This window comes from Kribbella sp. NPDC050459, from assembly GCF_040655315.1.
Lineage (GTDB): Bacteria > Actinomycetota > Actinomycetes > Propionibacteriales > Kribbellaceae > Kribbella.
In genome coordinates this window covers 1,033,610-1,059,431 of record NZ_JBFAJQ010000002.1, presented here as the reverse complement: position 1 = coordinate 1,059,431, position 25,822 = coordinate 1,033,610, and the positions used below count along the sequence as shown (strand labels likewise).

General features: G+C 69.0%; 26 protein-coding genes. 15 read left to right on the top strand and 11 right to left on the bottom strand.

Going from position 1 to position 25,822, the window contains the following annotated elements:
• On the top strand, positions 1 to 100 hold a 100-nt coding region (locus tag AB0I12_RS11140), incomplete at its 5' end, for an integrase core domain-containing protein (protein ID WP_359927761.1).
• Here the strand turns inward: AB0I12_RS11140 and AB0I12_RS11135 are convergent.
• Positions 97 to 1,206 carry a hypothetical protein gene (locus tag AB0I12_RS11135; protein WP_359927730.1) on the bottom strand — a complete coding sequence of 370 codons (1,110 nt, stop codon included), beginning with the start codon at positions 1,204 to 1,206 and terminating at the stop codon, positions 97 to 99. The two genes, AB0I12_RS11140 and AB0I12_RS11135, sit on opposite strands and share 4 nt — an antisense overlap.
• A 54-nt stretch (positions 1,207 to 1,260) precedes the next feature.
• Between AB0I12_RS11135 and AB0I12_RS11130 the strand changes: the two genes are divergently transcribed.
• Positions 1,261 to 2,943, top strand: coding sequence for an ATP-binding cassette domain-containing protein (locus tag AB0I12_RS11130; RefSeq protein ID WP_359927727.1), 1,683 nt, complete (start codon positions 1,261 to 1,263; stop codon positions 2,941 to 2,943).
• Between the two features lie 16 nt (positions 2,944 to 2,959).
• Complete coding sequence (locus tag AB0I12_RS11125) at positions 2,960 to 4,720, top strand: hypothetical protein (protein ID WP_359927724.1); 1,761 nt, start codon at positions 2,960 to 2,962, stop codon at positions 4,718 to 4,720.
• On the opposite strand, the gene AB0I12_RS11120 is transcribed toward AB0I12_RS11125, so the two are convergent.
• Together AB0I12_RS11120 and AB0I12_RS11115 are read right to left on the bottom strand one after the other, a co-directional pair.
• A complete protein-coding gene (locus tag AB0I12_RS11120; RefSeq protein WP_359927722.1) occupies positions 4,717 to 5,673 on the bottom strand; it encodes a hypothetical protein in 957 nt (318 codons plus the stop codon). The two genes, AB0I12_RS11125 and AB0I12_RS11120, sit on opposite strands and share 4 nt — an antisense overlap.
• A 41-nt stretch (positions 5,674 to 5,714) precedes the next feature.
• Complete coding sequence (locus AB0I12_RS11115) at positions 5,715 to 6,263, bottom strand: helix-turn-helix domain-containing protein (RefSeq protein ID WP_359927719.1); 549 nt, start codon at positions 6,261 to 6,263, stop codon at positions 5,715 to 5,717.
• A gap of 121 nt (positions 6,264 to 6,384) precedes the next feature.
• On the opposite strand from AB0I12_RS11115, the gene AB0I12_RS11110 reads away from it, so the two are divergent.
• Positions 6,385 to 6,840: a nuclear transport factor 2 family protein gene (locus AB0I12_RS11110; protein ID WP_359927716.1), complete on the top strand. Its 456-nt coding sequence runs from the start codon at positions 6,385 to 6,387 to the stop codon at positions 6,838 to 6,840.
• Between the two features lie 200 nt (positions 6,841 to 7,040).
• Here AB0I12_RS11110 and AB0I12_RS11105 read toward each other — a convergent pair whose 3' ends face one another.
• Complete coding sequence (locus AB0I12_RS11105; protein ID WP_359927713.1) at positions 7,041 to 8,327, bottom strand: citrate synthase; 1,287 nt, start codon at positions 8,325 to 8,327, stop codon at positions 7,041 to 7,043.
• A 279-nt stretch (positions 8,328 to 8,606) separates the two neighbouring features.
• On the opposite strand from AB0I12_RS11105, the gene rplM reads away from it, so the two are divergent.
• From rplM to glmM, 3 genes are read left to right on the top strand one after another with little or no spacing between them, the layout of a single operon-like run.
• Positions 8,607 to 9,050 (top strand): 50S ribosomal protein L13, encoded by a 444-nt coding sequence (gene rplM / locus AB0I12_RS11100; RefSeq protein WP_131286311.1) that lies wholly within the window; start codon positions 8,607 to 8,609, stop codon positions 9,048 to 9,050.
• A gap of 35 nt (positions 9,051 to 9,085) precedes the next feature.
• Positions 9,086 to 9,607 carry a 30S ribosomal protein S9 gene (gene rpsI, locus AB0I12_RS11095; protein ID WP_355482625.1) on the top strand — a complete coding sequence of 174 codons (522 nt, stop codon included), beginning with the start codon at positions 9,086 to 9,088 and terminating at the stop codon, positions 9,605 to 9,607.
• Between the two features lie 7 nt (positions 9,608 to 9,614).
• Positions 9,615 to 10,961 (top strand): phosphoglucosamine mutase, encoded by a 1,347-nt coding sequence (glmM, locus tag AB0I12_RS11090; RefSeq protein WP_359927710.1) that lies wholly within the window; start codon positions 9,615 to 9,617, stop codon positions 10,959 to 10,961.
• 48 nt (positions 10,962 to 11,009) lie between these two features.
• On the opposite strand, the gene AB0I12_RS11085 is transcribed toward glmM, so the two are convergent.
• From AB0I12_RS11085 to AB0I12_RS11060, 6 genes are all read right to left on the bottom strand, one after another.
• On the bottom strand, positions 11,010 to 11,810 hold the full coding sequence (locus tag AB0I12_RS11085; protein WP_359927708.1) for an ATP-binding cassette domain-containing protein: 801 nt from the start codon (positions 11,808 to 11,810) through the stop codon (positions 11,010 to 11,012).
• Positions 11,807 to 12,652, bottom strand: coding sequence for an ABC transporter ATP-binding protein (locus AB0I12_RS11080; protein WP_359927706.1), 846 nt, complete (start codon positions 12,650 to 12,652; stop codon positions 11,807 to 11,809). Before AB0I12_RS11080 ends, AB0I12_RS11085 begins: the two co-directional genes overlap by 4 nt.
• Positions 12,649 to 13,566, bottom strand: a complete 918-nt coding sequence (locus AB0I12_RS11075; protein ID WP_359927703.1) for an ABC transporter permease — start codon at positions 13,564 to 13,566, stop codon at positions 12,649 to 12,651. The genes AB0I12_RS11080 and AB0I12_RS11075 overlap by 4 nt, the downstream gene beginning before the upstream one ends.
• A 14-nt stretch (positions 13,567 to 13,580) precedes the next feature.
• Positions 13,581 to 14,570: an ABC transporter permease gene (locus tag AB0I12_RS11070; RefSeq protein ID WP_359927701.1), complete on the bottom strand. Its 990-nt coding sequence runs from the start codon at positions 14,568 to 14,570 to the stop codon at positions 13,581 to 13,583.
• Positions 14,571 to 14,583: 13 nt separating this feature from the next.
• Complete coding sequence (locus AB0I12_RS11065) at positions 14,584 to 16,281, bottom strand: ABC transporter substrate-binding protein (RefSeq protein WP_359927698.1); 1,698 nt, start codon at positions 16,279 to 16,281, stop codon at positions 14,584 to 14,586.
• Between the two features lie 134 nt (positions 16,282 to 16,415).
• The gene (locus AB0I12_RS11060; protein WP_359927696.1) at positions 16,416 to 17,621 is read right to left on the bottom strand and encodes an ROK family transcriptional regulator; all 1,206 of its coding nucleotides are present in this window, start codon (positions 17,619 to 17,621) and stop codon (positions 16,416 to 16,418) included.
• A gap of 73 nt (positions 17,622 to 17,694) precedes the next feature.
• Between AB0I12_RS11060 and AB0I12_RS11055 the strand changes: the two genes are divergently transcribed.
• From AB0I12_RS11055 to ilvY, 3 genes are read left to right on the top strand one after another with little or no spacing between them, the layout of a single operon-like run.
• Positions 17,695 to 18,552, top strand: a complete 858-nt coding sequence (locus AB0I12_RS11055) for a substrate-binding domain-containing protein (RefSeq protein ID WP_359927693.1) — start codon at positions 17,695 to 17,697, stop codon at positions 18,550 to 18,552.
• 10 nt (positions 18,553 to 18,562) lie between these two features.
• Positions 18,563 to 18,946, top strand: coding sequence for a RidA family protein (locus AB0I12_RS11050; protein WP_359927692.1), 384 nt, complete (start codon positions 18,563 to 18,565; stop codon positions 18,944 to 18,946).
• 2 nt (positions 18,947 to 18,948) lie between these two features.
• Positions 18,949 to 19,776, top strand: a complete 828-nt coding sequence (gene ilvY / locus AB0I12_RS11045; protein WP_359927689.1) for an HTH-type transcriptional activator IlvY — start codon at positions 18,949 to 18,951, stop codon at positions 19,774 to 19,776.
• On the opposite strand, the gene AB0I12_RS11040 is transcribed toward ilvY, so the two are convergent.
• Positions 19,700 to 20,764, bottom strand: coding sequence for a LacI family DNA-binding transcriptional regulator (locus AB0I12_RS11040; protein WP_359927686.1), 1,065 nt, complete (start codon positions 20,762 to 20,764; stop codon positions 19,700 to 19,702). The two genes, ilvY and AB0I12_RS11040, sit on opposite strands and share 77 nt — an antisense overlap.
• Before the next feature lie 148 nt (positions 20,765 to 20,912).
• On the opposite strand from AB0I12_RS11040, the gene AB0I12_RS11035 reads away from it, so the two are divergent.
• Genes AB0I12_RS11035 through AB0I12_RS11015 form a run of 5 tightly spaced genes read left to right on the top strand, consistent with a single transcriptional unit; the run spans position 20,913 to position 25,773 of the window.
• The gene (locus AB0I12_RS11035) at positions 20,913 to 22,142 is read left to right on the top strand and encodes an ABC transporter substrate-binding protein (protein ID WP_359927684.1); all 1,230 of its coding nucleotides are present in this window, start codon (positions 20,913 to 20,915) and stop codon (positions 22,140 to 22,142) included.
• A 5-nt stretch (positions 22,143 to 22,147) separates the two neighbouring features.
• Complete coding sequence (locus AB0I12_RS11030; protein WP_359927681.1) at positions 22,148 to 23,086, top strand: sugar ABC transporter permease; 939 nt, start codon at positions 22,148 to 22,150, stop codon at positions 23,084 to 23,086.
• A gap of 9 nt (positions 23,087 to 23,095) precedes the next feature.
• On the top strand, positions 23,096 to 23,896 hold the full coding sequence (locus tag AB0I12_RS11025) for a carbohydrate ABC transporter permease (protein ID WP_355699499.1): 801 nt from the start codon (positions 23,096 to 23,098) through the stop codon (positions 23,894 to 23,896).
• A gap of 19 nt (positions 23,897 to 23,915) precedes the next feature.
• Positions 23,916 to 24,689, top strand: coding sequence for a ThuA domain-containing protein (locus AB0I12_RS11020; protein WP_359927678.1), 774 nt, complete (start codon positions 23,916 to 23,918; stop codon positions 24,687 to 24,689).
• Positions 24,682 to 25,773, top strand: a complete 1,092-nt coding sequence (locus AB0I12_RS11015; RefSeq protein WP_359927676.1) for a Gfo/Idh/MocA family oxidoreductase — start codon at positions 24,682 to 24,684, stop codon at positions 25,771 to 25,773. Before AB0I12_RS11020 ends, AB0I12_RS11015 begins: the two co-directional genes overlap by 8 nt.
• Positions 25,774 to 25,822: the final 49 nt, after the last annotated feature.

The following is a 25,822-nucleotide window of genomic DNA, read 5'->3' as shown; positions in this document are numbered from 1 at the left end:
CGGCTGGCTCCACTTCTACAATCATCACCGACCCCACAGCGCAATCGGCGGCCAGCCACCCATCACCCGACTAACCAACGTCCCTGGACATCACACCTAGCGGGCGTGCCCGCCGTTGGAGGGCGGCGGCCGCCAGGCGGAGCGGGCCGCGGCCGCGGCACCCGACGCTGCTGCTCCTGCTGCTCCTGCTGCCCCGCCGCCGGCCGCGGTTCCGCCAGCCGCCAGGCCGGAGTGGGCGCCGGAGTCGAGGAACTGCCGCAGATGGGTGGTTTCCAGGTCGATGGACGGCCGGCCGTAGTACGCCTCGATGCGCTGGACCTGCGCCCGCTCCTGCGCCGACATCGGCATCCGCGGCGGATGGTCACCGTGTGCGCGGTAGTGCAGCTCGATCCCCGCCAGCTGCTGTTCCACGGTGCCCAAGGCACGCTCCGCGTGTTCGTGTCCCAGGTTGTCGAGCGCCCGCTGGTCGCCGGTCGGTGACTCGTGCTCGGTCATCGCGGCGAGTTCGTCGAGCAGCGGGCGGGTGAGCGCCAGCCGGACCTGGGAGCGGTGCTCCGGAGGCATCAGGCCGTCCAGGCGGGCGTCGATGAGCAGGTCCGCCATGGCGTTGTAGCGCTGCAGCCGCGGTGCGTCCTGGATCGCCGAGACGATCTCGTGGCGCGGCCGGCCGGTGAGTTCCTGCAGGCCGAGCACGACGCCCTCGACGCTTCCCCGATAGCCCGGGTACACCGAGCCGATCCGCGCCTGGGTGCTCCCGGGGATCGCCCGATCCATGCCGGTGTCCTCCATGACCGCCGTCGTGAGGCGCTTCGCCTTCAGCTCCGCGAAGCCTTCGCTGAGCGCCATGTCCGCGGGGCCGAGTTCCCGAATCGCATCGGGTGCGGCCGGATCGCCGAGCTCGGCCTGGTGATGGTCGGTCTCGTGGATGACGACGGCCGTGGCGAGCCGGATCAGCTGGTGATCGTGGTAGCTCAGCTCTTCCGGGGCGTCGTACCCGCGCAGCACCGGATCGAGGACGTGCTCCCGGCTGACCGTCATCGGTCCGTTCGGGGTGGCCGCGGCGAATACTCCGCTGGTCTCCTCGAACAGCCGCCGGTCCCACCGCGACGGCCTGCCGGTACGACGCTCGACCGCGGCGACGACGCTCGCGACCCACGCGTACTCGCGGGTGCCGGGCAGGATCTCCGGGCCGGGGACGGACAGCACGGGCGTCACGATAACCGCTCGCGTGGGGCTTGCCGGTCCCGTCAGACTGGGGGAATGGGTCACGTGGATGTCGCCGGGATCGGGTACGAGCTGCCGGACGGGCGGGTGTTGCTGGACGACGTCACGTTCCGGGTCGGTGACGGTGCGAAGGTGGCGCTGGTCGGTGCCAACGGCTCCGGGAAGACCACGCTGACCAGGATCATCGCCGGTGACCTGAAACCGCACAGCGGCAGCATCTCCCGGTCCGGCGGGCTGGGCGTGATGCGCCAGTTCGTCGGCTCGGTGCGGGACGAGTCGACCGTGCGGGACCTGCTCCTCGGCGTCGCGCCGGAGGCGATCCAGCAGGCTGCGGCCAAGCTGGACAAGGCCGAGCTGGCGATGATGGAGGCCGACGACGAGAAGACCCAGTTGCGGTACGCGCAGGCGGTCGCGGACTGGGGCGAGGTCGGTGGGTACGACGCCGAGGTCCTCTGGGACGTCTGTACGACGGCCGCGCTCGGCGTGCCGTTCGACCGCTGTCGCTGGCGTGCGGTGAAGACGCTGTCCGGCGGTGAGCAGAAGCGGCTCGTGCTGGAGGCGTTGCTGCGCGGTCCGGACGAGGTGCTGATGCTGGACGAGCCGGACAACTACCTCGACGTACCGGGTAAGCGATGGCTGGAGGAGCAGCTGCGTGGCTCCGACAAGACCGTGCTGTACATCAGCCACGACCGGGAGCTGCTGGCCAACACCGCCACCCGGATCGTCACCGTGGAGCTCGGCGCCGCGGGTAACACCGCGTGGACGCACGGCGGCGGGTTCGCGACGTACCACGAGGCGCGACGGCACCGGTTCGAGCGTTTCGAGGAGCTGCGCAAGCGCTGGGACGAGGAGCACGCCAAGCTGCGCGCACAGATGCTGATGTACAAGCAGAAGGCCGCGTACAACTCCGACATGGCGTCGCGCTACCGCGCCGCACAGACCCGGCTGCGTAAGTTCGAGGAGGTCGGCCCGCCGCAGGCCCTGCCACGCGAACAGAAGGTCAGCATGCGTCTGACCGGCGGCCGCACCGGCAAGCGGGCCGTGGTGTGCACACAGCTCGAGCTGACCGGGCTGATGAAGCCCTTCGACCTGGAGGTCTGGTACGGCGAACGCGTCGCGGTCCTGGGGTCGAACGGCTCCGGCAAGTCGCACTTCCTGCGGTTGCTCGCGAACGGCGGCTCGGATCCGGACGTGGAGCACCAGCCCGTCGGCGACATCCAGATCGCGTCCGTGGCGCACACCGGCAAGGCCAAGCTCGGTGCACGGGTGCGGCCCGGCTGGTTCGCGCAGACGCACGAGCATCCGGAGCTGGTCGGCCGGACGCTGCTGGAGATCCTGCACCGGGGTGACGACCACCGGGACGGCATGGGGCGTGAGCTGGCCTCGCGCAAGCTGGACCGGTACGAGCTGGCGCATGCGGCCGAGCAGACCTTCGACAGCTTGTCCGGCGGTCAGCAGGCCCGTTTCCAGATCCTGCTGCTGGAGCTGTCCGGTGCGACTCTGCTGCTGCTCGACGAGCCCACCGACAACCTGGACGTCGAGTCGGCCGAGGCGCTGGAGGAGGGGCTGGACTCCTTCGACGGCACGGTCCTCGCAGTGACCCACGACCGCTGGTTCGCCCGGGGCTTCGACCGTTACCTGGTGTTCGGCGCCGACGGCTCGGTCTACGAGCCCGACGAGCCGGTCTGGGACGAAGGCCGCGTGGAACGGGCACGCTGACCCTTACAGTTCTCTGGTGACAGGCGCTCTCGCAGCCCGCTGGGCCCGCACCGTCGTCCCGAGCTGGACCTACCGATGGCTGCTACCGGCGGTCTGGCTCGGGGCGATCGTGGCGTCGGTGATCGGCGACACCAGCAACTGCTCGGTCGAGCACCCGACGGTCTGCGGGCCGGACCGGACGTTCTCACTGGCGATGATTGCCTGCTTCGCGTCGCTCGCCCTGCTGTGGTGGCAGCCGATCGTCGCAGCGCTGGCCGGCCTGGTGTTCATGGCGCTCGACCTCCGGTACGACGATGTGGCCTCTGCGCGCGTCGCGTGGACCGTCTACGGGGTCTTGTGTGCCGTACTGCTGGTCTGGGTCTTCACGAGCTGCCTTCGCCAACGGTCACTGGCCGGGCGGATGCATCCGGAGCAGGTCCAGATACCTGAGGCCGCAAGGATCGGTGTGACCAGCAGACTGCTCGTGGCGGTCGCCCTGGCTCTGGTGGGCGCTGCCGCGTTCGGCCTGATGAGCTGGCAGGACCAGCGCGAGGAAATCCATCTCCGACGTGCCGTGGAGCAGACTGCTGTTGCGAAGAGCCTGAACGACGAAGGGGAGCTCGCTCTCCAGTTGCCCGACGGCAGCAGCCGCACGGTGTCCGTGGCGGGCGACTACGACACCGGCGAGCAGATCCCGATCCTCGTCGACCCTGCCGACCGCGACTGGCTCCGGCTGCGAGCTGAGCTGGCCGACTACACCTTCTGGTACACGGTGGCCGGTGGTGCGTGGTTGCTGTCCCTCCTGTTCGCGCTGCGCGACCTCCGGCTCCGCCGAGCGCGTCCACGGAGATCCTGGAGCGGGCCGGCCATGCCGGTCCGGATCGATCCGCACGTTTCCGGTGCCTTCACGGTCCGGTCCGCCGACGGTACGGTCCTGCTGGGCTTCCTCGAGGCCGGCCTGGACGACGAGGAAGGCGATCTGCGGCTGCTCGAGGCCTTCAGCGCGCTCGACGACGAAGAGCAGGGCGACGCGCCGGCCAAGCTCAAGCGCGAGTGGGCGCAGACGCTGAACCGGTACCGCGGAGACGCGCTGCTGGTCGGAGACCTCGCCGAGGGCAGTTGGCCGACGCTGGTCTTCGGCGGCCAAACGCTCAGGCCGGTCAGCCCGTTCCGGGCGCCCAGAAAGCTGCCGTGGCACGACGAGACCGCCGGCAGCCTGCCGACGGACTTCGAGCCGGCCGAGGACCTGCCCACCGCGCCGCCTGTCGAGCCGGCGCGGGATGTGCCGATGTTGCCGTGGGAGGTCCCGCTGCGGGCCAGGTCCTGGTGGAGTCTGCCGGCGCTGATCGCCGTACTGCTCGTGGGGCCGCTTGCCGTCGGGGCGTTCGCGAACTGGGGTGACTGGTACGCCGCGTTCATGGCGACCCTGGTCGGCGCGCAGTTGGTGCATTCGCTCGGCTCTCGGGCACTGTTCCGGGTGACTGCAACCGCGACCGACCTGTGGATCCGCACCGGGTGGACCGACCGGCGCCTGTCCTGGCGGACCGTGGAGTCGGTCGAGGTCGAGGACGAGGCTCTCAGCCTGGAAGCGGGAGACGACTGGCACGTCGTCGGCGGCATCGCGGACAAGGACCTGCCCCAGGTCGCCGCGGTGTTCGAGACGCTCCGGCTGCGCTCCCACACCGGCCTGCCGGAGGAGCCCGTCACCACGCGACCCTCGCCGGTGCTGCTCATCAACGCGGTCTACGTCGCGGTCTGCGGACTCATCCTCGCTCTGACCCGCTGGAACCCGTTCTAGGGCGCCACGCACCAGCCGTCGCGGTACGCCGCCCAGTGCTCGTCGGTGGCCGCGAAGTCGACGTACAGGGCGAGGCCGAAGTTCTGGCGAGGTGTGTCGCCCAGGCCGAGGCGTGCGCCGCGGACCGCCGCGCTGACTGTCTCCGCGTTGCCCCAGTGCGCGGCATTGTTCTCCCAGTACGCGGGGAGACCCATGAGGAGGTCTGTGCCGGGTGGAGTGACCTCCAGCGCCAACTTGGTCTGCTTGGCGACATAGCCGCCGTACAGGGACTCCAGAGGCAGTGCGGTGTCGTAGGACATGACGGCGATCTGGTTGACGCGTTCGGCGACCTGACGGAAGTAGTCCTGCGACCACCACTTGTCGACCGGGATCGCATGCAGGTACCAGAGCGGGTCGATCTGCGCCGCCGCGACCGACAGCGTCGTACCGAGCGCGCGCGTCTCGTCCAGTATGGCGAGGTACCCCGCAGAGCCGGACCGTACCGGCTCGAAGTCGTAGTGGATGCCCTGGAAACCCTGCTGCAGAACGGCGGACGCCGACTCCACGACCCGTCGGCGGACCGCCGCGTCGTCGAGGTTCATGCCCGGGTCCTTGCCCGGTCGGACGACGTCACCGAGCCAGGCCTGGACGCGGACGCCGGGGGCCACGGCACGGACCGCATCGACGAACCAGCGCGCCTTCGGCGAGACCTTTGCCAACGGCAACGAGCCGTCGTGCTCCAGCGGACCCGTGTGCACGTACAGGTCGCGGATGCCGGTGCCCTGCAGGCGCTGCGCCAGCGCGGTCACGTCGGCGGCGGTCTTCCGGCCGTCGACCCAAGCATGGCCGAGCCACAGCGCGTCCTGGTTGCGGGTCCGGCCGGACGGATCACCGGAGTAGTGCATGCGCAGCGAGACGGCGTACGTTCCGAGCGGTACGACGATCAGCAGGACGGCCGCGACCGTCGCTGACACCAGGGCTCGACGCAGACGGGACCAGGACCGCCAGCGGCGCCTCACGAACGCGGCCGCAGGCCGTCGTACACGATGGCGAGCATGCGGTCGCGGGTCTCCGGGTCGAGGTTGGCCGCGGTCGCGCCGCGGGACGCTCCGATGAGCAGCGCGTAGACCTCGGGCAGCTCGGCATCCGCCCGCACCGCGCCGGCCTTCTGCGCCGCGGTCAACAACCCGCTGAACGCCGCCCGCATCCCGCGCCCGGCCTCCTGGGTCTCTTCGCCGGCGGCCGCGCCCGCAGCGGTCAGTGCTTCGCCGATCGCCAGCTTCGACGCGGACTCTGCCACCACCTGGGTGAAGAACTCGAAGAACGCCGTCCCCGGGTCGTCGCTGCCGGTCAGCTCCAGTGCGCGGTCCCGGATCCGCTCCAGGCGCAGCGTCAGGACCGCCTCGAGCAGCTCGGTCTTGGTCGCGAAGTGCCGGAAGACGGTGGCGATCCCGACCCCGGCCAGCTTGGCCACATCGTCGGTCGACGCGCCCGGCGACCGCCCGAAGACGTCGTCCGCGGCCGTCATGATCCTGGCCCGGTTGTCCCGTGCGTCTGCTCGCACCCCAGCTCCCCTCCGTCGCCCTCAGCCTAGAAGACGCGGCGAACCCCTGCCGGGTTGTAAACGAAGTCATGACTCCATATATTCGAAGTCATCACTCCGTTTAATCTTCGTGAGGTATCCGATGACTCCTGAGCAGGTCTTCCTGAAGCTGGTGCACGGCGTCGCCGACCGCGACTTCGCCGTGCTGCCGGAGTTGTACGCCGAGCAGACCGACGTACGGCACCCGATGAACCCGTACGGCGACCACCCGCTGCTCAGCCGGGACGCGCTCCGCGAGCACTTCGGCGGCGTCGGCCCGCGGGTCACCGAGGTGGTGCGCTTCCAGCCCGACAACATCCGCGTCCACGAGACGACGGACCCCGAGGTGATCGTGGCGGAGTTCGAGTACGCCGGCACGATCCTGGCCACCGGCGAGCCGTTCCGGGTCCCGGCGATCTTCGTCCTGCGCGTCCGCGACGGCCTGATCGTGGAGTCCCGCGACTACATCGACCACCTCGCGATGATCCGCGCCCGCGGCCAGGTCGGCGACCTCGTCGCGCACCTGACGGAACCGGCAGGCACCCCGGCGGCGTCGTAGTCCGCAGCGGCGCCGAACGGCCCCGGACCGAGGCATCAAGCCCGCCCGGGGCCGTTTCCAACCCTCAGGTGACGACGCCGCCCTGTCCCGGACGTGCCAGAAGTTCCGCAGGTACTCGTCGTGCACCGTGCCGGACGGTTTTCTCCCTGAACAGCGGAACGGCCCCCGACCGGGTGGTCGGGGGCCGTTCGGGGGTCAGCTCAGCGGTCGCCCATCGGGACGTACTGGACGCCGCGGCCGCCGGTGTAGATCTGCTTCGGGCGGGCGATCTTCTGGTCGCCGTCGCCGAGCATCTCCAGCCACTGGGCCAGCCAGCCCGAGGTGCGCGGGATGGCGAACAGCACGGTGAACATCTCCGGCGGGAACTGCAGAGCCTCGTAGATCAGGCCGGAGTAGAAGTCGACGTTCGGGTAGAGCTTGCGGGAGACGAAGTAGTCGTCCTCCAGCGCGATCTTCTCCAGTTCGACGGCGATCTTCAGCAACGGGTTGATGCCCGTCACCTCGAAGACGTCGTCGGCGGCCTTCTTGATGATCTTCGCCCGCGGGTCGTAGTTCTTGTAGACCCGGTGGCCGAAGCCCATCAGCCGCTCTTCGCCGTTCTTCACGCCCTCGATGAACGACGGCACGTTCTCGACTCCGCCGATCCGGCGCAGCATCTTCAGCACCGCCTCGTTGGCGCCGCCGTGCAGCGGGCCGTAGAGGGCGCCGATCCCGCCGGCCACCGCGGTGTACGGGTCGACCTGGGTCGAGCCGATCGCGCGGACCGCGTTGGTGGACGCGTTCTGCTCGTGGTCGGCGTGCAGGATGAACAGGATCTCCAGCGCGCGCACCAGCCGGTCGTCGGCGGCGTACTTCGGCTCGCTCATCTTGAACAGCATCGAGAGGAAGTTCGCCGTGTAGCTGAGCTCGTTGTCCGGGTACACGTACGGCTTGCCCTGGGCGTGCCGGAACGCGAACGCGCCGAGCGTCGGCATCTTGGCGATCAGCCGCCGGATCTGCAGCGCCCGGGACTCCTCGTCGAAGATGTTGCGCGACTCGGGGTAGAACGTGGACAGCGCGCCGACCGAGGCCAGCAGCATGCCCATCGGGTGCGCGTCGTACCGGAAGCCCTGCATGAAGGTCTTCAGGTTCTCGTGCACGAACGTGTGATACGTCACGTCGTGCGCCCAGGCCTCGTACTCCGCCTTGTTCGGCAGCTTGCCGTTCACCAGCAGGTAAGCCACCTCGAGGTAGTTCGACTGCTCGGCGAGCTGCTCGATCGGGTACCCGCGGTACTCCAGGATGCCCTTGTCGCCGTCGATGAAGGTGACGGAGGAACGGCAGGACGCGGTGTTGACGAAGCCGGGGTCGTAGGTGGCCAGGCCACCGTCGCCGTCGGATGCGCTGATCTGCTTGAGGTCTGCGGCACGGATGGTGCCATCGGTGATGGCAAGGTCGAAGTCCTTGCCGGTCCGGTTGTCCCGGACGGTGAGCGACTGTTCGGTCACAATGCCCTCTTCGGAAGCTGGCGTCATCGCCTGGATGAATGAGGGTAGATCAGCCGGCGGGACGCGGGTCTGGACTGCAATCTTCACCGCTAAACTAGTGCGGTCCTCAGCTGCTTCCAAGCCGGGGTCCCCTCGGCGTGTGGGCTCACTTTGACCCGAACACGGCGGCGCCGGTATTCTGGGCTGCTGTTGTGCGTTCCAGGTCCAGGACAGACACGTCTGCTGACCGCTCGCCGACGTCCAGTTCTGTTCAACTCTGAGAAACGAAGGTCAACGACCGTGCGCACGTACAGCCCGAAGCCTGCTGACGTCACTCGTGAGTGGCACGTGATCGACGCCACCGACGTCACGCTCGGTCGGCTCGCCGTCCAGATCGCCACCCTGCTGCGCGGCAAGCACAAGCCGACGTTCGCTCCGCATGTCGACGGTGGCGACTTCGTCGTCGTCGTCAACGCCTCCAAGGTGGCCCTGTCCGGCACCAAGCGGACCGACAAGCTGGCGTACCGCCACTCGGGTCACCCGGGTGGTCTGACCGCGACGCCGATCGGCGAGATCCTCGACAAGGACCCGCGCAAGGCCGTCGAGAAGGCCGTCTGGGGCATGCTCCCGAAGAACCGCCTGAGCCGGAAGCTGCTGACCAAGCTGAAGGTGTACGCCGGTCCGGAGCACCCGCACACGGCGCAGCAGCCGAAGCCGTTCGAGATCACCCAGATCGCCCAGTAAGCGATCGACGAACCAGGTAAACGAGGATTCACAGCGTGAGCGACATCACCACCGAGACCGAAGAGTTCGACACCGAGGTCCCCATCGACACCGAGGGCCCGGTCGCCTACACCTCCGAGACCAACCCGGCTCCGGAGCAGCGCGCCGAGACGGGTCGGGTTGCGGTCATCAACCCGGCCGGCGCCACCGGCCGCCGCAAGGAGGCCGTCGCTCGCGTTCGGATCGTCCCGGGCACCGGCAAGTGGAAGATCAACGGGAAGGACCTCGACGTCTACTTCCCGAACAAGGTGCACCAGCAGCACGTGAACGAGCCGTTCGTCGTCGCGGGCCTCGAGGGTTCGTACGACGTGATCGCCCGGATCAACGGCGGCGGCATCACCGGCCAGGCCGGTGCGCTGCAGCTCGGTGTGGCCCGCTGCCTGAACGCGGCGGACCTCGAGGCCAACCGCCCGGGTCTGAAGAAGGCCGGCCTGCTCACCCGCGACGCGCGGATCAAGGAGCGCAAGAAGGCCGGTCTCAAGAAGGCCCGTAAGGCGCCTCAGTACAGCAAGCGCTGATCACCTGATGGGGCGTTTGTTCGGCACGGACGGAGTCCGTGGCCTGGCGAACGTGGACCTGACCGCGGAGCTGGCGCTCGACCTCTCGGTCGCGGCAGCTCACGTACTCGGCGAGGCCGGTGCCTTCGAAGGGCACCGGCCGCGCGCCGTTGTGGGGCGGGATCCGCGTGCCAGTGGTGAGTTCCTGGAAGCCGCCGTGGTGGCCGGTCTGGCCAGCGCCGGCGTCGATGTCGTCCGGCTCGGCGTGCTGCCGACCCCGGCCGTCGCGTACCTGACCGGTTCGACCGGCGCCGACCTCGGCGTGATGCTGTCCGCCAGCCACAACCCGATGCCGGACAACGGCATCAAGTTCCTGGCCCGCGGCGGGATCAAGCTCGACGACGTGATCGAGGACGCCATCGAGGCCCGGATGGGCGAGGAGTGGCAGCGTCCGACGGGCGCCGATGTCGGCCGGGTGACCGACGACGGGCAGGGGTTCGAGACCTACGTCTCGCACCTGGTCCGCTCGGCCCCGAACCGGTTCGACGGCCTGAAGGTCGTGATCGACTGCGCGAACGGCGCCGCCTCGCAGACCGCGCCGGAGGCACTGCGCCGGCTCGGCGCCGAGGTGATCACGGTCGCCGCGGCCCCGGACGGGCTGAACATCAACCTGAACTGCGGATCCACGCACATCGAGGGTCTGCAGCGCGAGGTCGTCGGGCACCGCGCCGACGTCGGCATCGCGCTCGACGGTGACGCCGACCGCTGCCTGGCGGTGGACGCGAACGGCGAGCTCGTCGACGGCGACCAGATCCTCGCGGTGCTGGCGCTGGCGATGCGAGACAGCGGCCGGCTGTCGAACGACACCGTCGTCGCGACCGTGATGAGCAACCTGGGCTTCGTGCAGGCGATGGTGCGGGAGCAGATCGCGGTCGAGCAGACCAAGGTCGGCGACCGGTACGTGCTCGAGGCGATGAAGGCCGGCGGCCACAAGCTCGGCGGTGAGCAGTCCGGGCACGTGATCCTGTCCGACCACGCCACCACCGGCGACGGCACGCTGACCGCGGTGATGCTGCTCGCGCGCGTGGCCCAGACGGGCAAGAGCCTGGCCGATCTGGCCGGCGCGATGACCCGCCTGCCGCAGGTCCTGGTCAACGTGAAGAACGTGGACAAGTCCCGCGCGGGCACCGACTCCACGGTCCAGTCCGCCGTCACCGAGGCCACCACCCGCCTCGGCGACACCGGCCGGGTCCTGCTCCGGCCGTCGGGCACCGAGCCCCTCGTCCGGGTCATGGTCGAGGCGGAGTCCTCCGACACCGCCCACGAGATCGCCCACTCCCTCGCGGACGTGGTCGCCTCCGCACTGAAACTCTGAAGTCCAGCAAGTACGCCGGAGAGCACCCCTCTCCGGCGTACTTGTCGTTCAGGGGTGGAGTTCGGCGAGGCGGCGTTCGGGGGCGGGGGCTGCTTCGGCGAGGAGTTGGGTGTACTCGTGCTGGGGGTTGAGGATCACGTCGTCGGCGGGGCCCTGTTCGACGACCTTGCCGTGGTACAGGACCATGATCTCGTCGCTGAAGTGCCGGGCGGTGGCGAGATCGTGGGTGATGTAGAGGACGCCCAGGTTCTCCTCGCGCTGCAACGCGGCCAGCAGGTTGAGCACGCCCAGGCGGATCGAGACGTCGAGCATCGACACCGGCTCGTCGGCGACGAGGATCGCGGGCTCCGGTGCCAGCGCGCGGGCGATCGCGACCCGCTGGCGTTGACCGCCTGACAGCTCGTGCGGCTTGCGGTGTGCGAAGTCCTCGTCGAGGCGGACCCGGCGAAGGAGCTCGAGGACCCGTTCGTCGACCTCGTCCCGGGTGAAGGCGGGGTGGTGGAGCTTGACCGGGCGGGCCAGATGGTGCGCGATCGAGTGGTACGGGTTCAGCGACGCGAAGGGATCCTGGAAGACCATCTGGACGGCCTTGCGGTACGTCGCCGCCGCCGCGCCGCGGTACTGCATCGGCTTGCCGTCCACCAGGATCTGGCCGGACGTCGGCCGCTCCAGCTGGAGCAGGAGCTTGGCGATCGTCGACTTGCCGGAGCCGGACTGGCCGACCAGCGCGATCGTCCGGCCGGGCTGCAACTCGAAGCTGACCTGGTCCACCGCCCGCAGGCGCTTGCTCTGCAGCCCGTTCCGCAGCCGGTACTCCTTCACCACCTCGCGCATCTCGAGCGCACTCATCCTGCCTCCTCGTCGATCGCGCCGGTCCTGACGAAGCCGCCGCGGTCCCCGGTCAGGCTCGGGAACGACGACAGCAGTCGCTTCGTGTACGGGTGTTGCGGCCTCGTGTAGAGCGTCAAGGCGTCGTCGAGCTCGACGATCAGCCCGTCCCGCATCACCGCGATCCGGTCGCTGATCTCGAGCAGCAGCGGCAGGTCGTGGGTGATGAAGACGACCGCGAACCCGAGCTCGGCGCGCAGCCGGGTGATCTCGCGCAGGATCTCCCGCTGGACGACGACGTCGAGCGCGGTGGTCGGCTCGTCCATGATCAGCACCTGCGGCTCGAGTGCCAGCGCCATCGCGATCATCACGCGTTGCCGCATACCGCCGGACAGCTCGTGCGGATAGGCCCGCAGCCGGTCCCGGTCCACGCCGACGCGTTCGAGCAACTGGCCGCAGCGTGCGCGGCGCTCCGTCTTGCTCAGCTCGGGCCGGTGCGTCAGGAAGACGTCTTCGAGCTGCTCGGAGATCCGCAGGACCGGATTGAGCGAGTTCATCGCGCCTTGGAAGACCATCGCGATCTTGTCCCAGCGGAACGCCCGCAGGTCGTCCCCGGCCAGCGACGACAGGTCGATGTCGTAGCCCTCGCGGGACGAGAACACCACGCGTCCGCCGGTGATCTGCGCCGGCGGCTTCAGCAACCGGGTGATCGCGTACGCCAGCGTCGACTTCCCGCAGCCGCTCTCACCCGCCAGGCCGAGGATCTCCCCGCGTTCCAACGTCAGGGACACGTCGCGGACGGCGTGCACGGTGGTCTCGGCCAGGTAGTCGATGCTCAGGTTCTCGATGCTGAGGACCCTCATGCCTTCACGCTCCATTTGTTGCGTTCGGCACGCGTCTGCGAGCGCAGCTTCGGGTTGATGATCTCGTCGATGGAGAAGTTGATCAGCGACAGCGCCGCCCCGAACAGGGCGATCGCCAGGCCCGGCGGCGCGAACCACCACCAGGCACCGAGGCGCAGCGCCAGGCCGTTCTGCGCGTAGAACAGCATGGTTCCCCAGGTGAAGGACCCGGACGCGCCGAGCCCGAGGAACGACAGACCCGCCTCGCCGAGGATCGCGAAGATCACCGCGAACACGACCTGCGAGGCGAGCAGCGGGATCAGGTTCGGCAGGATCTCGACGAGCAGGATCCGCCAGCGCTTCTCGCCGCCGATCCGGGCCGCGAGCACGTAGTCGCGGCTGCGGACGCTGAGCGTGAAGCCGCGCAGCACGCGGGCGGAGCCGGCCCAGCTGGTGATCGCGAGCACGGCGGCCACCAGCCAGATCGACTTGTTCGGTACGTAGCTGGAGATCACGATCACCAGCGGCAGGCCGGGGATCACCAGCATGATGTTCGTGAACAGCGAGAACGCCTCGTCGGTCGCGCCGCCGACGAACGCGCCGACGACGCCGAAGAACGCCGACAGCAGCAGCGTGATCGCCCCGACCACGACGCCGATGATCAGCGAGCCGCGGGTGGCGTACGCGAGCTGGGCGAAGACGTCCTGGCCGCTCTGGGTGGTGCCGAGCAGGAAGCCGTTTCCGGGCGCGGTCAGCCCGATGTCGCGGACCGTCGACGGGTTGCCGACGAGCAGCGGACCGAGGACGCCGAACAGGACGATCAGCCCGGCGACGGCCAGACCGACCGCGAGCTTCAGGGTCAGCGGCGGCCAGGCCCGGCGGCGCACCGGCGCCGCCTTCTCGACGGCGGCCGCCCCTTCAGTGGTGATTGCCATTCGGGAGCCCCTTCTCAGGACCGCGCACGGGTGCGGGGGTCGATGACGCCGTACAGGAGGTCGACGAGCAGGTTCGCGCCGAGGACGGCGAGCGTGATGATCAGGAACACTGCCTGCATCAGCGCGTAGTCGTTGTTGTTGACGGCAAGCAACAGCGCGGAGCCGATGCCGGGGTAGGTGAAGACCGCCTCGGTGACGATCGATCCGGCGACCACGAAACCCAGCGAGATCGCGAATCCCGACACCGACGGCAGGATCGCGTTGCGGGCGACGTACCGGGACCGGATCCGGCGCGGGGTCAGCCCCTTCGCCTCGGCGGTGACGACGAAGTCCTCGGACAGCGTCGACACCATCATGTTGCGCATCCCGAGCATCCACCCGCCGATCGACGAGATGACGATCGTCAACGCCGGCAACGCCCCGTGGTACAGCACCGACTGCACGAACGGGAGGCTCCAGCCCGGCGTCACGGAGTACACGTCGTACCCGCCGGTCAGCGGGAAGACGGGCCAGGTGCTGCCGAGCAGGAAGAGCAGCAGCAGCGCGAGCCAGAAGTACGGCACCGACTGCAGCATCGTGGTGACCGGGATCAGGCTGTCGACCCAGGAACCGCGCCGCCAGCCGGCGGCGCGTCCCAGCAAGATCCCGACGGCGAACGAGATCACCGTCGCGAGACCGATCAGCCCGACGGTCCAGGGGAGTGTCTGGCCGATGACCTGAGAGACCGGCGCGGGGAAGTACGCGATCGACGTACCGAGGTCACCCTTGACCAGTTGGTGCAGGTACGTCCAGTACTGGTCCCACAGCGACGAGCTGGTGTCGGTGCCGAGCAGTGCCTGGATCGCGTCCCGCGTCGTCGGGGTGACCGGGCCCTTGGTCGCCAGCTTCGACAGCATCAGGTCGACCGGGTTCCCCGGCATCAGCCGGGGAATCAGGAAGTTCAGGGTCAGCGCCGCCCAGAGGGCGGCGACGTAGAAGGCCAGTTTTCGCAGCAGATAGCGCACGGCGGACCCGCGCTCAGCTGGCGGGCTTGATGGTCTTGAGGACGATTCCGGCGTCCCAGGCCTTCCAGGCCGCGGGCAGGACGTACATGTTGTCCTTGGTCGGCCAGCCGGTGGCGCGGGAGGTGTTGAACTCGGTCAGCATCGAGTTCACGTAGACCGGGATGTAGGGCAGCTGGTCCGCGATGACGGTCTGGATCTTCGCGTACTCCGCCTTCTGCGCGGCCTTGTCCGTCGTACCGGCGGCGACCTTGAGCGCGGCGTCGACGGCCGGGTTCGAGAACCGCGACTGGTTGCCGGCGGTGGCGGTCTTGCCCACCGGCGCGGTGTTCACGGTGGCGAGCTTGCCGTTGTAGGTGAAGTACGGGTTCGTGGAGGCGCCGAGGCCGACGGAGTCGAGCGAGAGCTGGAACTTCCCGTTGGTCTGGGCGGCGTTCCACTCGTTCCAGGAGACCTGGCTGGGCTTCAGCTCGATGCCGACGGCCGCGAGCTGCTGCTTGAGGGTGTCGTTGATCGAGATGTAGTCGCTCCAGCCGGTCACGGTCTGGACCGTCAGCGACAGCCGCTTGCCGCCCTTGGACCGGACGCCGTCGCTGCCCTTCGTCCAGCCGGCTGCGTCGAGGAGCTTGCTCGCCTCGGCGGAGTCGGGCGCCTGCGGCAGCTTCGCCTTGCCCGCGTCCGCGATCCATTCGTCGTCGCGACCGGGCAGCAGCAGGGTCGGCGAGCCGACACCCGCGACGCCGCCGCCGGCGAGCTTGGCCAGCTGCTCGCGGTTCATCGCGAGGTAGATCGCCTTGCGGACGGCCGGGTCGGTCTGCGGTCCGGCGCACCCGAGCTGGGCGTTGGAGCACGTCACGATGACGGTCGTCATCACGGGAGAGTTGACGTAGGTCAGGTTCTTGCCGGACTTGATGATGTTGTCGATGCCGGGCAGGTAGGCGCTCGCCCAGTCGACCTTGCCCGCCACGAGTGCGGCGCTGGCAGCGTCCGCGGAGCTCACCGGGAGGTAACGCACCTCCTTGATCTCGGGCTTGCCCTGCTCCCAGTACTGGTCGTTCTTGGTCAGCACGAAGCTCTGCGGCGTGTACGACTTCACCTTGAACGGCCCGGTGCCGACCGGGTTCTTGTTCAGGTCGGTCGTCGGGTCCTTGATGTCCTTCCAGATGTGCTCGGGCACGATCGCCTGGTTGGCGAGCACGGCCGGCTCCTGCATCAGGGACTTCGACTTGAACGTCAGGACGGCGGTGTCGTCGGCGGTCGCCTTCGCGGTGGCGGCGAGGCCCGAGGGGTTCAGCGCCGGGGTCTTCGCGACCAGGTTGAAGGTGAACGCGACGTCCTTGGCGGTGAACGGCTGTCCGTCGTTCCACTTCACGTCGTGGCGGGTCTTGATGGTGAGCTCGGTGCCGGCGGGGTTCCACGAATAGCCCGTGGCGAGCACCGGCGTCGGGTCCGACTGCTTCGCGAAGTTGTACCAGTAGAGCGGCTCGTAGATGACGCCCAGCGTCGGCTGCAGCGCGGTGGTGCTGAACGGGTTGAAGTTCTCCGCGGTGATGTCGCCCGCCGCGACGGTGACGGAGGCGTCCTTCGCGGCTGCCTGCCCACCGCCGGCGGCGGCGCCGTCGCAGGCGCTGATCAGGAGGGCGGTGGCTGTCGCGACGGCCGCGACGCTCACCAGGCGCCGCGTCCTCGTACGGTCCTTCGGGTTCCGGAGCATTGATCGTCCTTTCCGCACGTCACCCCGGCACCCGCCAGGGAAGCTGGCGGTAACTTAGTTCGCCTAATAAACATAAGACAAGACGTTGATCAGTAACGGTTTGACCGCGCAGAGTGGAGCAGACGGCGAAAGCCCTAGGCCGAAACGGTCCCGGAGCGGAGCATCATCAGGGCCGCGCCGATCGCGGCGGCGTCGTGGCCGCGCTCGTCGAGGACCACCTCGGTGTTCACCGCCCGGCCGAATGCGGAGCTCTGGATCCGCTCCTGGATGATCGGCAGGTAAATCGTCCCGGCGACGGCGAAGGCCGGCCCGGTCAGCACGAGCAGCTGGACGTCGTACATGTTGGTGATCGTCTGCGCGCCGAGCGCGAGCCAGGACGCGGAGTCGCGCAGGATCGCGTCGGCCCGGGAGTCGCCGGTCAGCGCCAGCCGGGCGATCGCCGCGAACGCCGCGACGCCGGTACGGCGCTGTGAGCCGAGGTCGAGCCCTGCCGCGCGGGCCTTGGCGACGACCGTCGCGGGCCCGGCGATCGCCTCGAGGCAGCCGGTGCTCCCGCACCAGCACTGCGGGCCGCCGATCTGGACGCAGACGTGCCCGACCTCGCCGGCGTTGCCGTGCGCGCCCTGGTAGACGTTGCCGTTCAGCCGCAGGCCCGACCCGATGCCCTCGCTCATGAACAGTGCGGCCATCACCGAGACGTCGTGGCTGGTGGTGAGCCGCGTGCCGGCGGCGGCCGCGGTGGCGTCGTTCTCGAGCAGCGCCGGCAACTGCAGGCGTTCCTCCAGGCGCTGGTGGATCGGGAAGCCGACCCAGTGCGCCATCGACGGCGGGGCCGACGTGACGCCGCGGTTGCGGATCAGCGGCCCGGGACACACGAAGCCGAGCCCGAGAACCAGCGAGGAGTCGATCCCGGACCGCTCGATCAGCTCGGTGGTCTCGGTCGCGATCCGCGCCACGACCTGCTCCGGGTCGCTCGCCTCGCCCGGCCCGGCCCGCCGCCAGCGCGCCACCACCCCGCCGGCGTAGTCGACCAGCACGTACGTCAGGCTGTCGGCGCTCAGGTGGACGCCGACGACGTACCGGGCCGCTGCCCTGATCCGGAGCAGCGTGCGCGGTTTGCCGCCGGTGGACGAGCCGCGGCCGGCCTCGTCGACCAGCCCGTCGTCGATCAGCCGCCGGACCACCGTGGTGACCGACGGGGCGGTGAGGCCGGTGATCTGGGTGAGTTCCACCCGGCTGACCGTGCCCGCGGAGCGGATGCTGTCCACAATGAGGGCACGACTGTTCGTCGGTGCCGGGTCGTAGCCCGGTGATCGCGACGCGTCGCTGACCTGCTGCATCGGAACATCCGCAATCTGTCGAGTTAGTTAGGTCTGTGAATATAGTGGCTTCGATGGCCTTGGAGGGCAGTGTATGGGGGACGTGACGTCGCGCGAGCGGATCGCGGGGCTGGTGCTGGCGCGTCCCGGGCGGTTGCTCGGTATGGAGCCGTTCATGGCCGATGTCGTGCAGGGGATCGAGGAGGTCTTCGACGGCCGGCGGGTGAGCCTGCTGATCGAATTCGCGGCCGACACCGCCGAGGAGATCGAGATCTGGCGGCGCTGGGTGCCGAACCGGCACGTCGACGGCATCGTCATGGTCGACCTGCGGACCAAGGATCCCCGGCTCGCCGAGCTCGGGCGGCTCGGGGTGCCGGCGGTGCTGCTCGGCGGCCCCGAGCTCGAGGCCCCGATCACCAACGTGCTGGTCGACAACGCCGAAGGCGCCCGGGCCGCCGTACGGGCGCTCGCGGACCTCGGCCACCGCGACATCGCGCGGGTCAGCGGTCCGCGCGACATGCTGCACTGCCAGGCGCGCGACGACGCGTTCATGGCGACCTGCGCCGAGCAGGACGTCGACGGCCGCGTCATCGAGGGCGACTACTCCGAGGACGCCGGCCGCGACGCGACGCGGCGGTTGCTGACCGGCAGCAGGGTCCCGACGGCCGTTGTGTACGACAACGACCTGATGGCGATCGGCGGTCTCGCCGTGGCGAAGGAGCTGGGCGTCGCCGTCCCCGGCCGGCTGTCGGTGATCGCGTGGGACGACACCGCGGTCGCCCGGCTGGCCACTCCGCCGCTGAGCGTGGTGACGGTCGACGTGCACGGTCTCGGCACGATCGTCGGCGAGGCCATCCTCGCGGTGATGGACGGCGGCGACGTCACGACGTACCAGGTCCCGAAGCCGACGATCCGGCTGGCCGGCTCGACCGCGCGGCCCGTGGTTGCCTAGCGTTCGGGGTATGACTGAGCGACGGGCGATTCTGAGCGGTTCGACGTTCGAGGAGCAGATCGGGTACGCGCGCGCCGTGGTGGACGGCGACTGGGTGCACGTCTCGGGGACGACGGGCTTCGACTACTCGACGATGACGATCGCGGACGACGTGGTGGCGCAGGCCGAGCGCTGCATCGTGAACATCGCGGACGCCCTGAAGGCGGCGGGATGCTCGCTGGACGACGTCGTCCGGGTGCGGTACATGCTGCCGGATCGGGACGACTTCGAGCCGTGCTGGCCGACGCTGCGGCGCGCGTTCGGCGAGATCCGCCCGGCCGCCACGATGCTGGTCTGCGGGCTGTCCGACCCGCGGATGAAGATCGAGATCGAGGCCTACGCCCGCCGGAGGTGACCGTGGAGCACCGGGAACTGGAGCTCTTCCTGCACCTCGCGCGCACCCTCAACTACGGCCGGACGAGCCTGGAGTGCCACGTCAGCGCGGCCACGCTGACCCGGACGATCCAGCGCCTGGAGACCCGGGCCGGCGCCCAGTTGCTCGATCGCGGGCCACGGGGCGTCGTGCTGACCGCCGAGGGGCGACGCTTCACGACGTACGCCGAGCAGGCGCTGGAATTGTGGGCGGACTACCGGTCCGGCTCCGCCGAGCCGGCCGGTCTCACCGGTGAGCTGCGCATCTTCGCCACCGTGACCGCCTGTCAGACTCTGCTGCCGGACCTGCTGGCGCCGCTGCGCGCGGAACACCCGCAGATCCGCCTCGCCATCCGCACCGGCGACGCGGCCGCCGCGCTCGCCCGCCTGGACGAGGGTGAGGTGGACGCCGCGGTGGCCGGCATTCCCCGGCGCCTCCCGCAATCGTTGGTCACCCGAACGGTTGCCGTCACCGACCTGGTCCTCGTCAAGGCCCGCGACAGCGCCGCCGACGGCCCGTACGTCGTACCCGCCCGGGGTCTGGTCCGCGACAACGCGTTCCGCTGGTTCCGCAGGAACGGTGTGAAGCCGGTGATCGCCGCCGAGCCGGACGGGCACGAGGCGCTGCTCGCCCTGGTGGCGCTGGGCTGTGGCGTCGGGGTCGTACCGCGCCTCGTCCTCGAGTCGTCGGCCGTCCGCGATCAGCTGACCGAGCTCCCGGCCGACCTGGAGCCGCTCACGATCGGGCTTTGCGCGCGCCGCGCCGACCTGCGCCGGCCTTTGGTCGCGGCGCTCTGGGACCTGCGACCGTAGCGCCCGCGAACAGCTTCGCCGGCACCAGTTGCGGTGGCAGCGGGGCGTCGCCCTCGAGCTGCCGGAGCAGGGCCTCGGTGCCGAGCTGGCCGAGCTCGGGGCCCGGCGTGCGCATCATGGTGAGCTCGGGGTCCGTCATTGCGGCGGTCTCCGGGACCATCAGCAGCGACAGCACCGAGAAGTCGCCGGGGATGTCGTGGCCGGCGCGTTTGAGGCCGGAGACGACGCCGAGCGCGGCGTACTCGTTGAGGACCAGGACCGCGGTCGTGCCGGGGTGGTCGGCGAGAACGTGTTCGGCCGCCGCCTTGCCGGCCTGGGTGGTGTCGGAGCAGGGCACGACGACGACCGGCAGGCCGTACGACGCGGCGACGCGCCGGTACGCCTCCTCGGTCCGCACCCACGGGCCGTAGGCGTGGAACCGCGGGTCGTCCAGGTCGCCGGAGATCAGCACGAGCTCGCGATGCCCCAGCTCGTACAGGTGCTCGACAGCGTCCTCGACGGTCGTGTCGAAGTCGATGTCCACATGCGACAGGCCGTCGAGCTCGGTCGTCCGCCCGATCAGCGAGAACGGCGTCCCGGACTGACGCAGTACGTCGATGCGCGGGTCGTCGAGCTGCACCTCCATCAGGACGACGCCGTCCACCAGGCCCTGCCCGAGCAGTTCGCGGAGCTCGACGCCGTCGTTGCCGACCGGCCACAGCACCAGGTGGTAGTCCTGCTTGCGGGCCGCCTCGGCCGCGCTGGTGAAGAACTCCGCGGTCGACATCCCGAACCTGTGCTCGAGCGCCGGGTACGCCATCGCGACGATGTGCGTGCGTTTGCTGGCCAGCGCGCGAGCGACCACGTTGCGCCGGTAGCCGAGCTCCAGCATCGCCTGCTCGATCCGCGCCCGGGTCGCGGCCGTCACCGGCTTGGTGTCGTTGAGCAGGAACGAGACGGTCGCGATCGACACCCCGGCCCGCTGAGCGACGTCGCGCATCGTGACCATCGATCGACCCCCTCTGAGCTCTTGACAGCGATGTGACGTAGGGAACATAGTCCTTCAACACCTCAGTTAAGCGGTTTACCGCCAAATCCACAACATCCGCCCCAGTCCCTCCGTCCATCGGTTAAACGCTTTGAAGGAGTCCGATGTCATGATCAGCAAGCGGATCGCCGCCGCGCTGGCGGGTGCGACGACGGTGTCGCTCCTGCTGGTCGCCTGCGGTGACAACGGCGGCGGCCAGTCGTCCGCATCCGGCGACAGCGTCAAGAGCCTCACGGTCCTCGACTACTACAACAACGACCCGGACAAATCCCTTGTGCAAAAGGGACTTGACTCCTGCGCGTCCCAGCTCGGCATCACCATCCAACGGGAGACGGTGCCTGGTGACACCTTGATCCAGAAGGTGCTGCAGCAGGCCTCGTCGAAGACGCTGCCCGACGTGCTGATGCTCGACAACCCCGACGTCCAGCAGATCGCCGCGACCGGCGCGCTGGCGCCGCTGAACGACATGGGCCTCAGCGGTGACGGCGTGATCAAGGGCATGGTCGACGCGACGTCGTACGACGGCAAGCTCTACGGGCTCGCGCCGGTCACGAACACGATCGCGCTGTTCTACAACAAGGACATGCTGGCCGAGGCCGGCGTGCAGCCGCCGAAGACCTGGGAGGAGCTGAAGGCGGCCGCCAAGAAGCTCACCAAGCCCGGTCGCTACGGGATGGCCTTCAACGCGAACGCGACGTACGAGGGCTCGTGGCAGTTCCTGCCGGCGATGTGGACCAACGGCGGTGACGAGACCGACCTGACCAGCCCGCAGGTGGCCGAGGCGCTGCAGTTGTGGGTCGACCTGGTGAAGTCCGGGTCCGCCTCGAAGAGCGTCATCAACTGGACCCAGGGCGACGTGAAGGACCAGTTCGTGGCCGGCAAGGCGGCGATGATGATCAACGGCCCGTGGCAGATCCCGGCGCTGCAGAAGACCCCGAACGTCAAGTGGGACGTGGTCACGTTCCCGCTGAACAAGCCGGACCAGACTCCGGTCGCGCCGCTCGGCGGCGAGGCGTGGACGGTGCCGCTGAACAAGGACCAGGCCAAGCAGCAGAAGGCCGCCGACTTCGTGAAGTGCCTGAACTCGGACGAGAACGAGCTGGCCTGGGCGAAGGCCCGGTTCACGATTCCGACCAAGACCGCGCTGCTCGACCAGTACGTCAAGGAAGTGCCGTCGATGAAGGCGTTCACCGAACAGGTGAAGACCGCCCGCGCCCGCACCGGCAAGCTGGGGGACAAGTGGCCGGACGCCGCGAAGGTGATCTACCAGGCGATCCAGCTGGCGCTCACCGGTAAGGCCTCGGCCCAGGACGCCTTCAAGCAGGCCTCCGGCGGCTGATGGGCATGGTGACGCTCACACGGACCACGGTGGCCGGCCGCGAGAAGGTTCGCGGCCGGCGCCACCGCGGCGAGTCCCTCACCAAGGTGCTGTTCGTCCTGCCCGCCGCGGTGGCGATGGTGGCGCTGTTCGGCTACCCGGTGGTGAAGAACCTGCTGATGAGCCTGCAGGACTACGGGCTGAAGACGTTCTTCACCGGCGCCGCGCCGTGGGTCGGGCTGAAGAACTACGGCACGGTCGTGACCGACAAGCTGTTCTCGGACGCGATGCTGAACACCGCGCTGTTCACTGTCGGCTCGATCGCCTTCCAGTTCGCGATCGGCCTCGGGCTGGCGCTGTTCTTCCACAAGAAGTTCCCGCTCAGTGGTGTGCTCCGGTCGCTGCTCCTGCTGCCGTGGCTGCTGCCGTTGATCGTGTCCAGTGCGACCTGGCGCTCGATCCTCGAGCAGGACAACGGCATCCTGAACCGCACCCTGCTGAAGCTGCACCTGATCGGCGACCCGGTGCCGTGGCTGAACTCGCCGTCGGTGGCGCTGATCGCGGTGATCGGCGTGAACATCTGGATCGGCATCCCGTTCAACGTGACGCTGCTGTACTCCGGTCTCGCGGAGATCCCCGACGAGCTGTACGAAGCCGGCCAGCTCGACGGTGCGACCGGGTGGCGGTCCTTCTGGTACATCACCTGGCCGAACCTGCGGGCGGTCGCGAGTGTGCTGCTGATGCTCGGTGTCGTCTACACCATCAAGGTCCTGGACATCATCCTCGGCCTCACCGGCGGTGGGCCGGCGAATGCGACGCAGACCTTGGCGACCCAGTCGTACGAGAAGTCGTTCATCGACTTCAAATTCGGGCAGGGCGCGGCACTGTCCAACATCCTGATCGCGATCTCGTTCGTGTTCGCGATCTTCTACCTGCGCGGCACCCGTCGTGCCGTCGACGAGTAGGGGGACCTGATGCGACGTACCACCTACACCGTGATCGGCGTGCTGGTCCTGTGCGTGATGCTGTTCCCGGTCTACTGGATGGTGAACGCCTCGCTGCAGCCGTCCGGAAACACGCTCACCGCCGGTTTCCTGCCGTTGCATCCGACGTTTTCCGGCTACGCCCGCGCGCTCGACGAGCAGGGCGGAAACCTCGTCACCAGCATGATCATCGCGGCCGGAACGGTCGTGCTGAGTCTGGCGATCGCGACGCCGTGTGCGTACGCGCTCTCGCAGTTCCGGTCCCGCTGGGTGTCGATCGGGCTGCTGGCGATCCTGATCTCGCAGATGATTCCGGGAATCGTGATCGCGAACGCGCTGTACACGGCGTACGAGCGGATCGGGCTGCTGAACTCGATCCCGGGCCTGATCGTCGCGAACTGCAGCAGCGGGATTCCGTTCGCGATCCTGATCCTGCGCTCGTTCATGCTCTCGCTGCCGCCGTCGCTGGTGGAGGCCGCGCGGGTGGACGGCGCCGGGCTGTTCCGGGCGTTCGTCGCGATCGTGCTGCCGATCAGCAAGAACTCGCTGATCACCGCCGGACTGTTCAGTTTCCTGTTTTCCTGGAGCGATTTCCTGTTCGCGCTGACGCTGACCACCAAGGGCGGCGTCCGGCCGGTGACGCTCGGGATCTACCAGTACCTCGGCACCCAGGTGCAGAACTGGAACGCGGTGATGGCGACCGCGGTGCTCTCGGCGATCCCGGCCATCGTGCTGCTGGTCGCCGCGCAGAAGTACATCGCCGCCGGTGCCATCGGCGGAGCCGTCAAATAACCCTTAAGGACAGAAAAATATGACGATTCGCGTACTCGTCTGGGGCGAGAACCGGCACGAGCAGGTGGAGCCGCACGTCCGGGAGATCTACCCCGACGGCATGCACGCCGCCATCGCGGCCGGCATCGCCGAGAACCTCCCGGACGCCAAGGTCGCCACCACGACCCTCGACGAGCCCGAGCACGGCCTGACCGAGGACGTGCTGGCGGAGACCGACGTCCTGGTGTGGTGGGGTCACGCCGCCCACGGCGAGGTTGACGACAAAGTGGTCGACCGCGTGTACCAGCACGTGCTGTCGGGCATGGGCCTGGTCGTGCTGCACTCCGGGCACTGGTCGAAGATCTTCGGCAAGCTGATGGGCACCACCTGCACGCTGCGCTGGCGCAGTGAGCGCGACCGTGAGCTGGTCTGGACGGTCAACCCGACGCACCCGATCGCGCAGGGCGTCCCGCACCCGATCGTGATCGAGCAGCAGGAGATGTACGGCGAGTTCTTCGACATCCCCGTCCCGGACGAGCTGATCTTCGTCTCATCGTTCTCCGGCGGCGAGGTGTTCCGCTCCGGCGTCACGTTCCGCCGCGGGCACGGGAAGATCTTCTACTTCTCGCCGGGCGACCAGGACTACCCGGTCTATCACCACAAGGACGTGCGTAGGGTGATCGCGAACGGCGTCGCGTGGGTGAACACCGACCTGCCCGAGCGGAAGATCCCGACGCTGCTGCGCTACGAGACCGACGACTTCTTCAACGGCCACGGGTACACCGGACCCATCGAGGAGCCTGCCGATGCCTGAACCCTTGCGACTGCTGCAGGTCGGAGCCGGCGGGATGGGGCGCGCCTGGCTGCGCACCATCGCCGCCAACCCCGACGTCGTCCTGGCCGGCCTCGTCGACCTCGACCTGGGCGTCGCGCGGGCGGCAGCCGACGAGCACGGATTCGGCGACGTACCGGTCGCCGCCGCGATGGGCGACCTGTCCGTCGAGTTCGACGCGGTCATCGACGTGACGGTGCCGGTGGCGCATCCGAAGGTCAGCGTCGAGGCGTTGCTGCGCGGCGTCCCGGTGCTGTGCGAGAAGCCGCTGGCCGAGACGGTCCGCGAATGTCTGACGATGGTCGCCGCGAGTGAGGTGAGCGGCCGGCTGCTGATGGTCTCGCAGTCCCGCCGCTACTTCCGCGCGGTGAACGCCTTCCAGCGTCAGCTCGCCGAGCTCGGGGCGATCGGGACGCTGTCGTGCGAGTTCTTCAAGGCGCCGCACTTCAGCGGTTTCCGGGAGCGGATGGCCGAGCCGCTCCTGGTCGACATGGCGATCCACCAGTTCGACCTGTCCCGCAAGCTGATCGGGTCGGAGCCGGTGTCGGTGTACTGCGATTCGTACAACCCGTCCTGGAGCTGGTTCGACGGCAACGCGGCCGCGTCCGCGATCTTCACCTACTCCGACGGCACCCGCTTCGCCTTCACCGGCAGCTGGTGCGCCCCGGGCCTGGAGACGTCGTGGAACGGCCTGTGGCGGGCAAGCGCCCCCGGCGGTACGGCGACCTGGGACGGCGACAACGCACCGGTCGCCGAGCTGGCCTCCGGTGAAGCGTTGCCCGCGGCAATGGCCGACGAGCCGGAGGAGATCGCCGGGTCGCTGGCCGAGTTCGTCGACGCCGTCCGGACGTCGACGATCCCGCAGTCGGAGGTGCACTCCAACGTCATCAGCCTCGCGATGGTGGAGGCCGCCGTACGGTCCGCCGATACCGGCTCGGCGGTCCGCATCGCCGACGTCATCACGGACGCGTACGAAGAGGCCCTGGCGACCACCCAGGACCCCGACCTGCACGCGGCCCTCAAGGCGTGGCCGGACCCGCTGAAGGCAGTCGGCCTGAACGCCTGAGGTCGTCGGCGGGCTGTAGGGGGCGGACCTCCGCCACTCACCAAGCCCG

What these genes read in the sequence shown, in the direction of transcription:
- AB0I12_RS11055 (WP_359927693.1), top strand. Translation starts at nt 17,695, where the DNA reads ATGGGGGACGTGACGTCGCGCGAGCGGATCGCGGGGCTGGTGCTGGCG.
- AB0I12_RS11060 (WP_359927696.1), bottom strand. Translation starts at nt 17,621, where the DNA reads ATGCAGCAGGTCAGCGACGCGTCGCGATCACCGGGCTACGACCCGGCA.
- AB0I12_RS11065 (WP_359927698.1), bottom strand. Translation starts at nt 16,281, where the DNA reads ATGCTCCGGAACCCGAAGGACCGTACGAGGACGCGGCGCCTGGTGAGC.
- AB0I12_RS11085 (WP_359927708.1), bottom strand. Translation starts at nt 11,810, where the DNA reads ATGAGTGCGCTCGAGATGCGCGAGGTGGTGAAGGAGTACCGGCTGCGG.
- AB0I12_RS11075 (WP_359927703.1), bottom strand. Translation starts at nt 13,566, where the DNA reads ATGGCAATCACCACTGAAGGGGCGGCCGCCGTCGAGAAGGCGGCGCCG.
- AB0I12_RS11040 (WP_359927686.1), bottom strand. Translation starts at nt 20,764, where the DNA reads ATGGTCACGATGCGCGACGTCGCTCAGCGGGCCGGGGTGTCGATCGCG.
- AB0I12_RS11015 (WP_359927676.1), top strand. Translation starts at nt 24,682, where the DNA reads ATGCCTGAACCCTTGCGACTGCTGCAGGTCGGAGCCGGCGGGATGGGG.
- AB0I12_RS11080 (WP_359927706.1), bottom strand. Translation starts at nt 12,652, where the DNA reads ATGAGGGTCCTCAGCATCGAGAACCTGAGCATCGACTACCTGGCCGAG.
- AB0I12_RS11020 (WP_359927678.1), top strand. Translation starts at nt 23,916, where the DNA reads ATGACGATTCGCGTACTCGTCTGGGGCGAGAACCGGCACGAGCAGGTG.
- AB0I12_RS11025 (WP_355699499.1), top strand. Translation starts at nt 23,096, where the DNA reads ATGCGACGTACCACCTACACCGTGATCGGCGTGCTGGTCCTGTGCGTG.
- glmM (WP_359927710.1), top strand. Translation starts at nt 9,615, where the DNA reads ATGGGGCGTTTGTTCGGCACGGACGGAGTCCGTGGCCTGGCGAACGTG.
- AB0I12_RS11130 (WP_359927727.1), top strand. Translation starts at nt 1,261, where the DNA reads ATGGGTCACGTGGATGTCGCCGGGATCGGGTACGAGCTGCCGGACGGG.
- AB0I12_RS11050 (WP_359927692.1), top strand. Translation starts at nt 18,563, where the DNA reads ATGACTGAGCGACGGGCGATTCTGAGCGGTTCGACGTTCGAGGAGCAG.
- AB0I12_RS11030 (WP_359927681.1), top strand. Translation starts at nt 22,148, where the DNA reads ATGGTGACGCTCACACGGACCACGGTGGCCGGCCGCGAGAAGGTTCGC.
- AB0I12_RS11110 (WP_359927716.1), top strand. Translation starts at nt 6,385, where the DNA reads ATGACTCCTGAGCAGGTCTTCCTGAAGCTGGTGCACGGCGTCGCCGAC.
- AB0I12_RS11035 (WP_359927684.1), top strand. Translation starts at nt 20,913, where the DNA reads ATGATCAGCAAGCGGATCGCCGCCGCGCTGGCGGGTGCGACGACGGTG.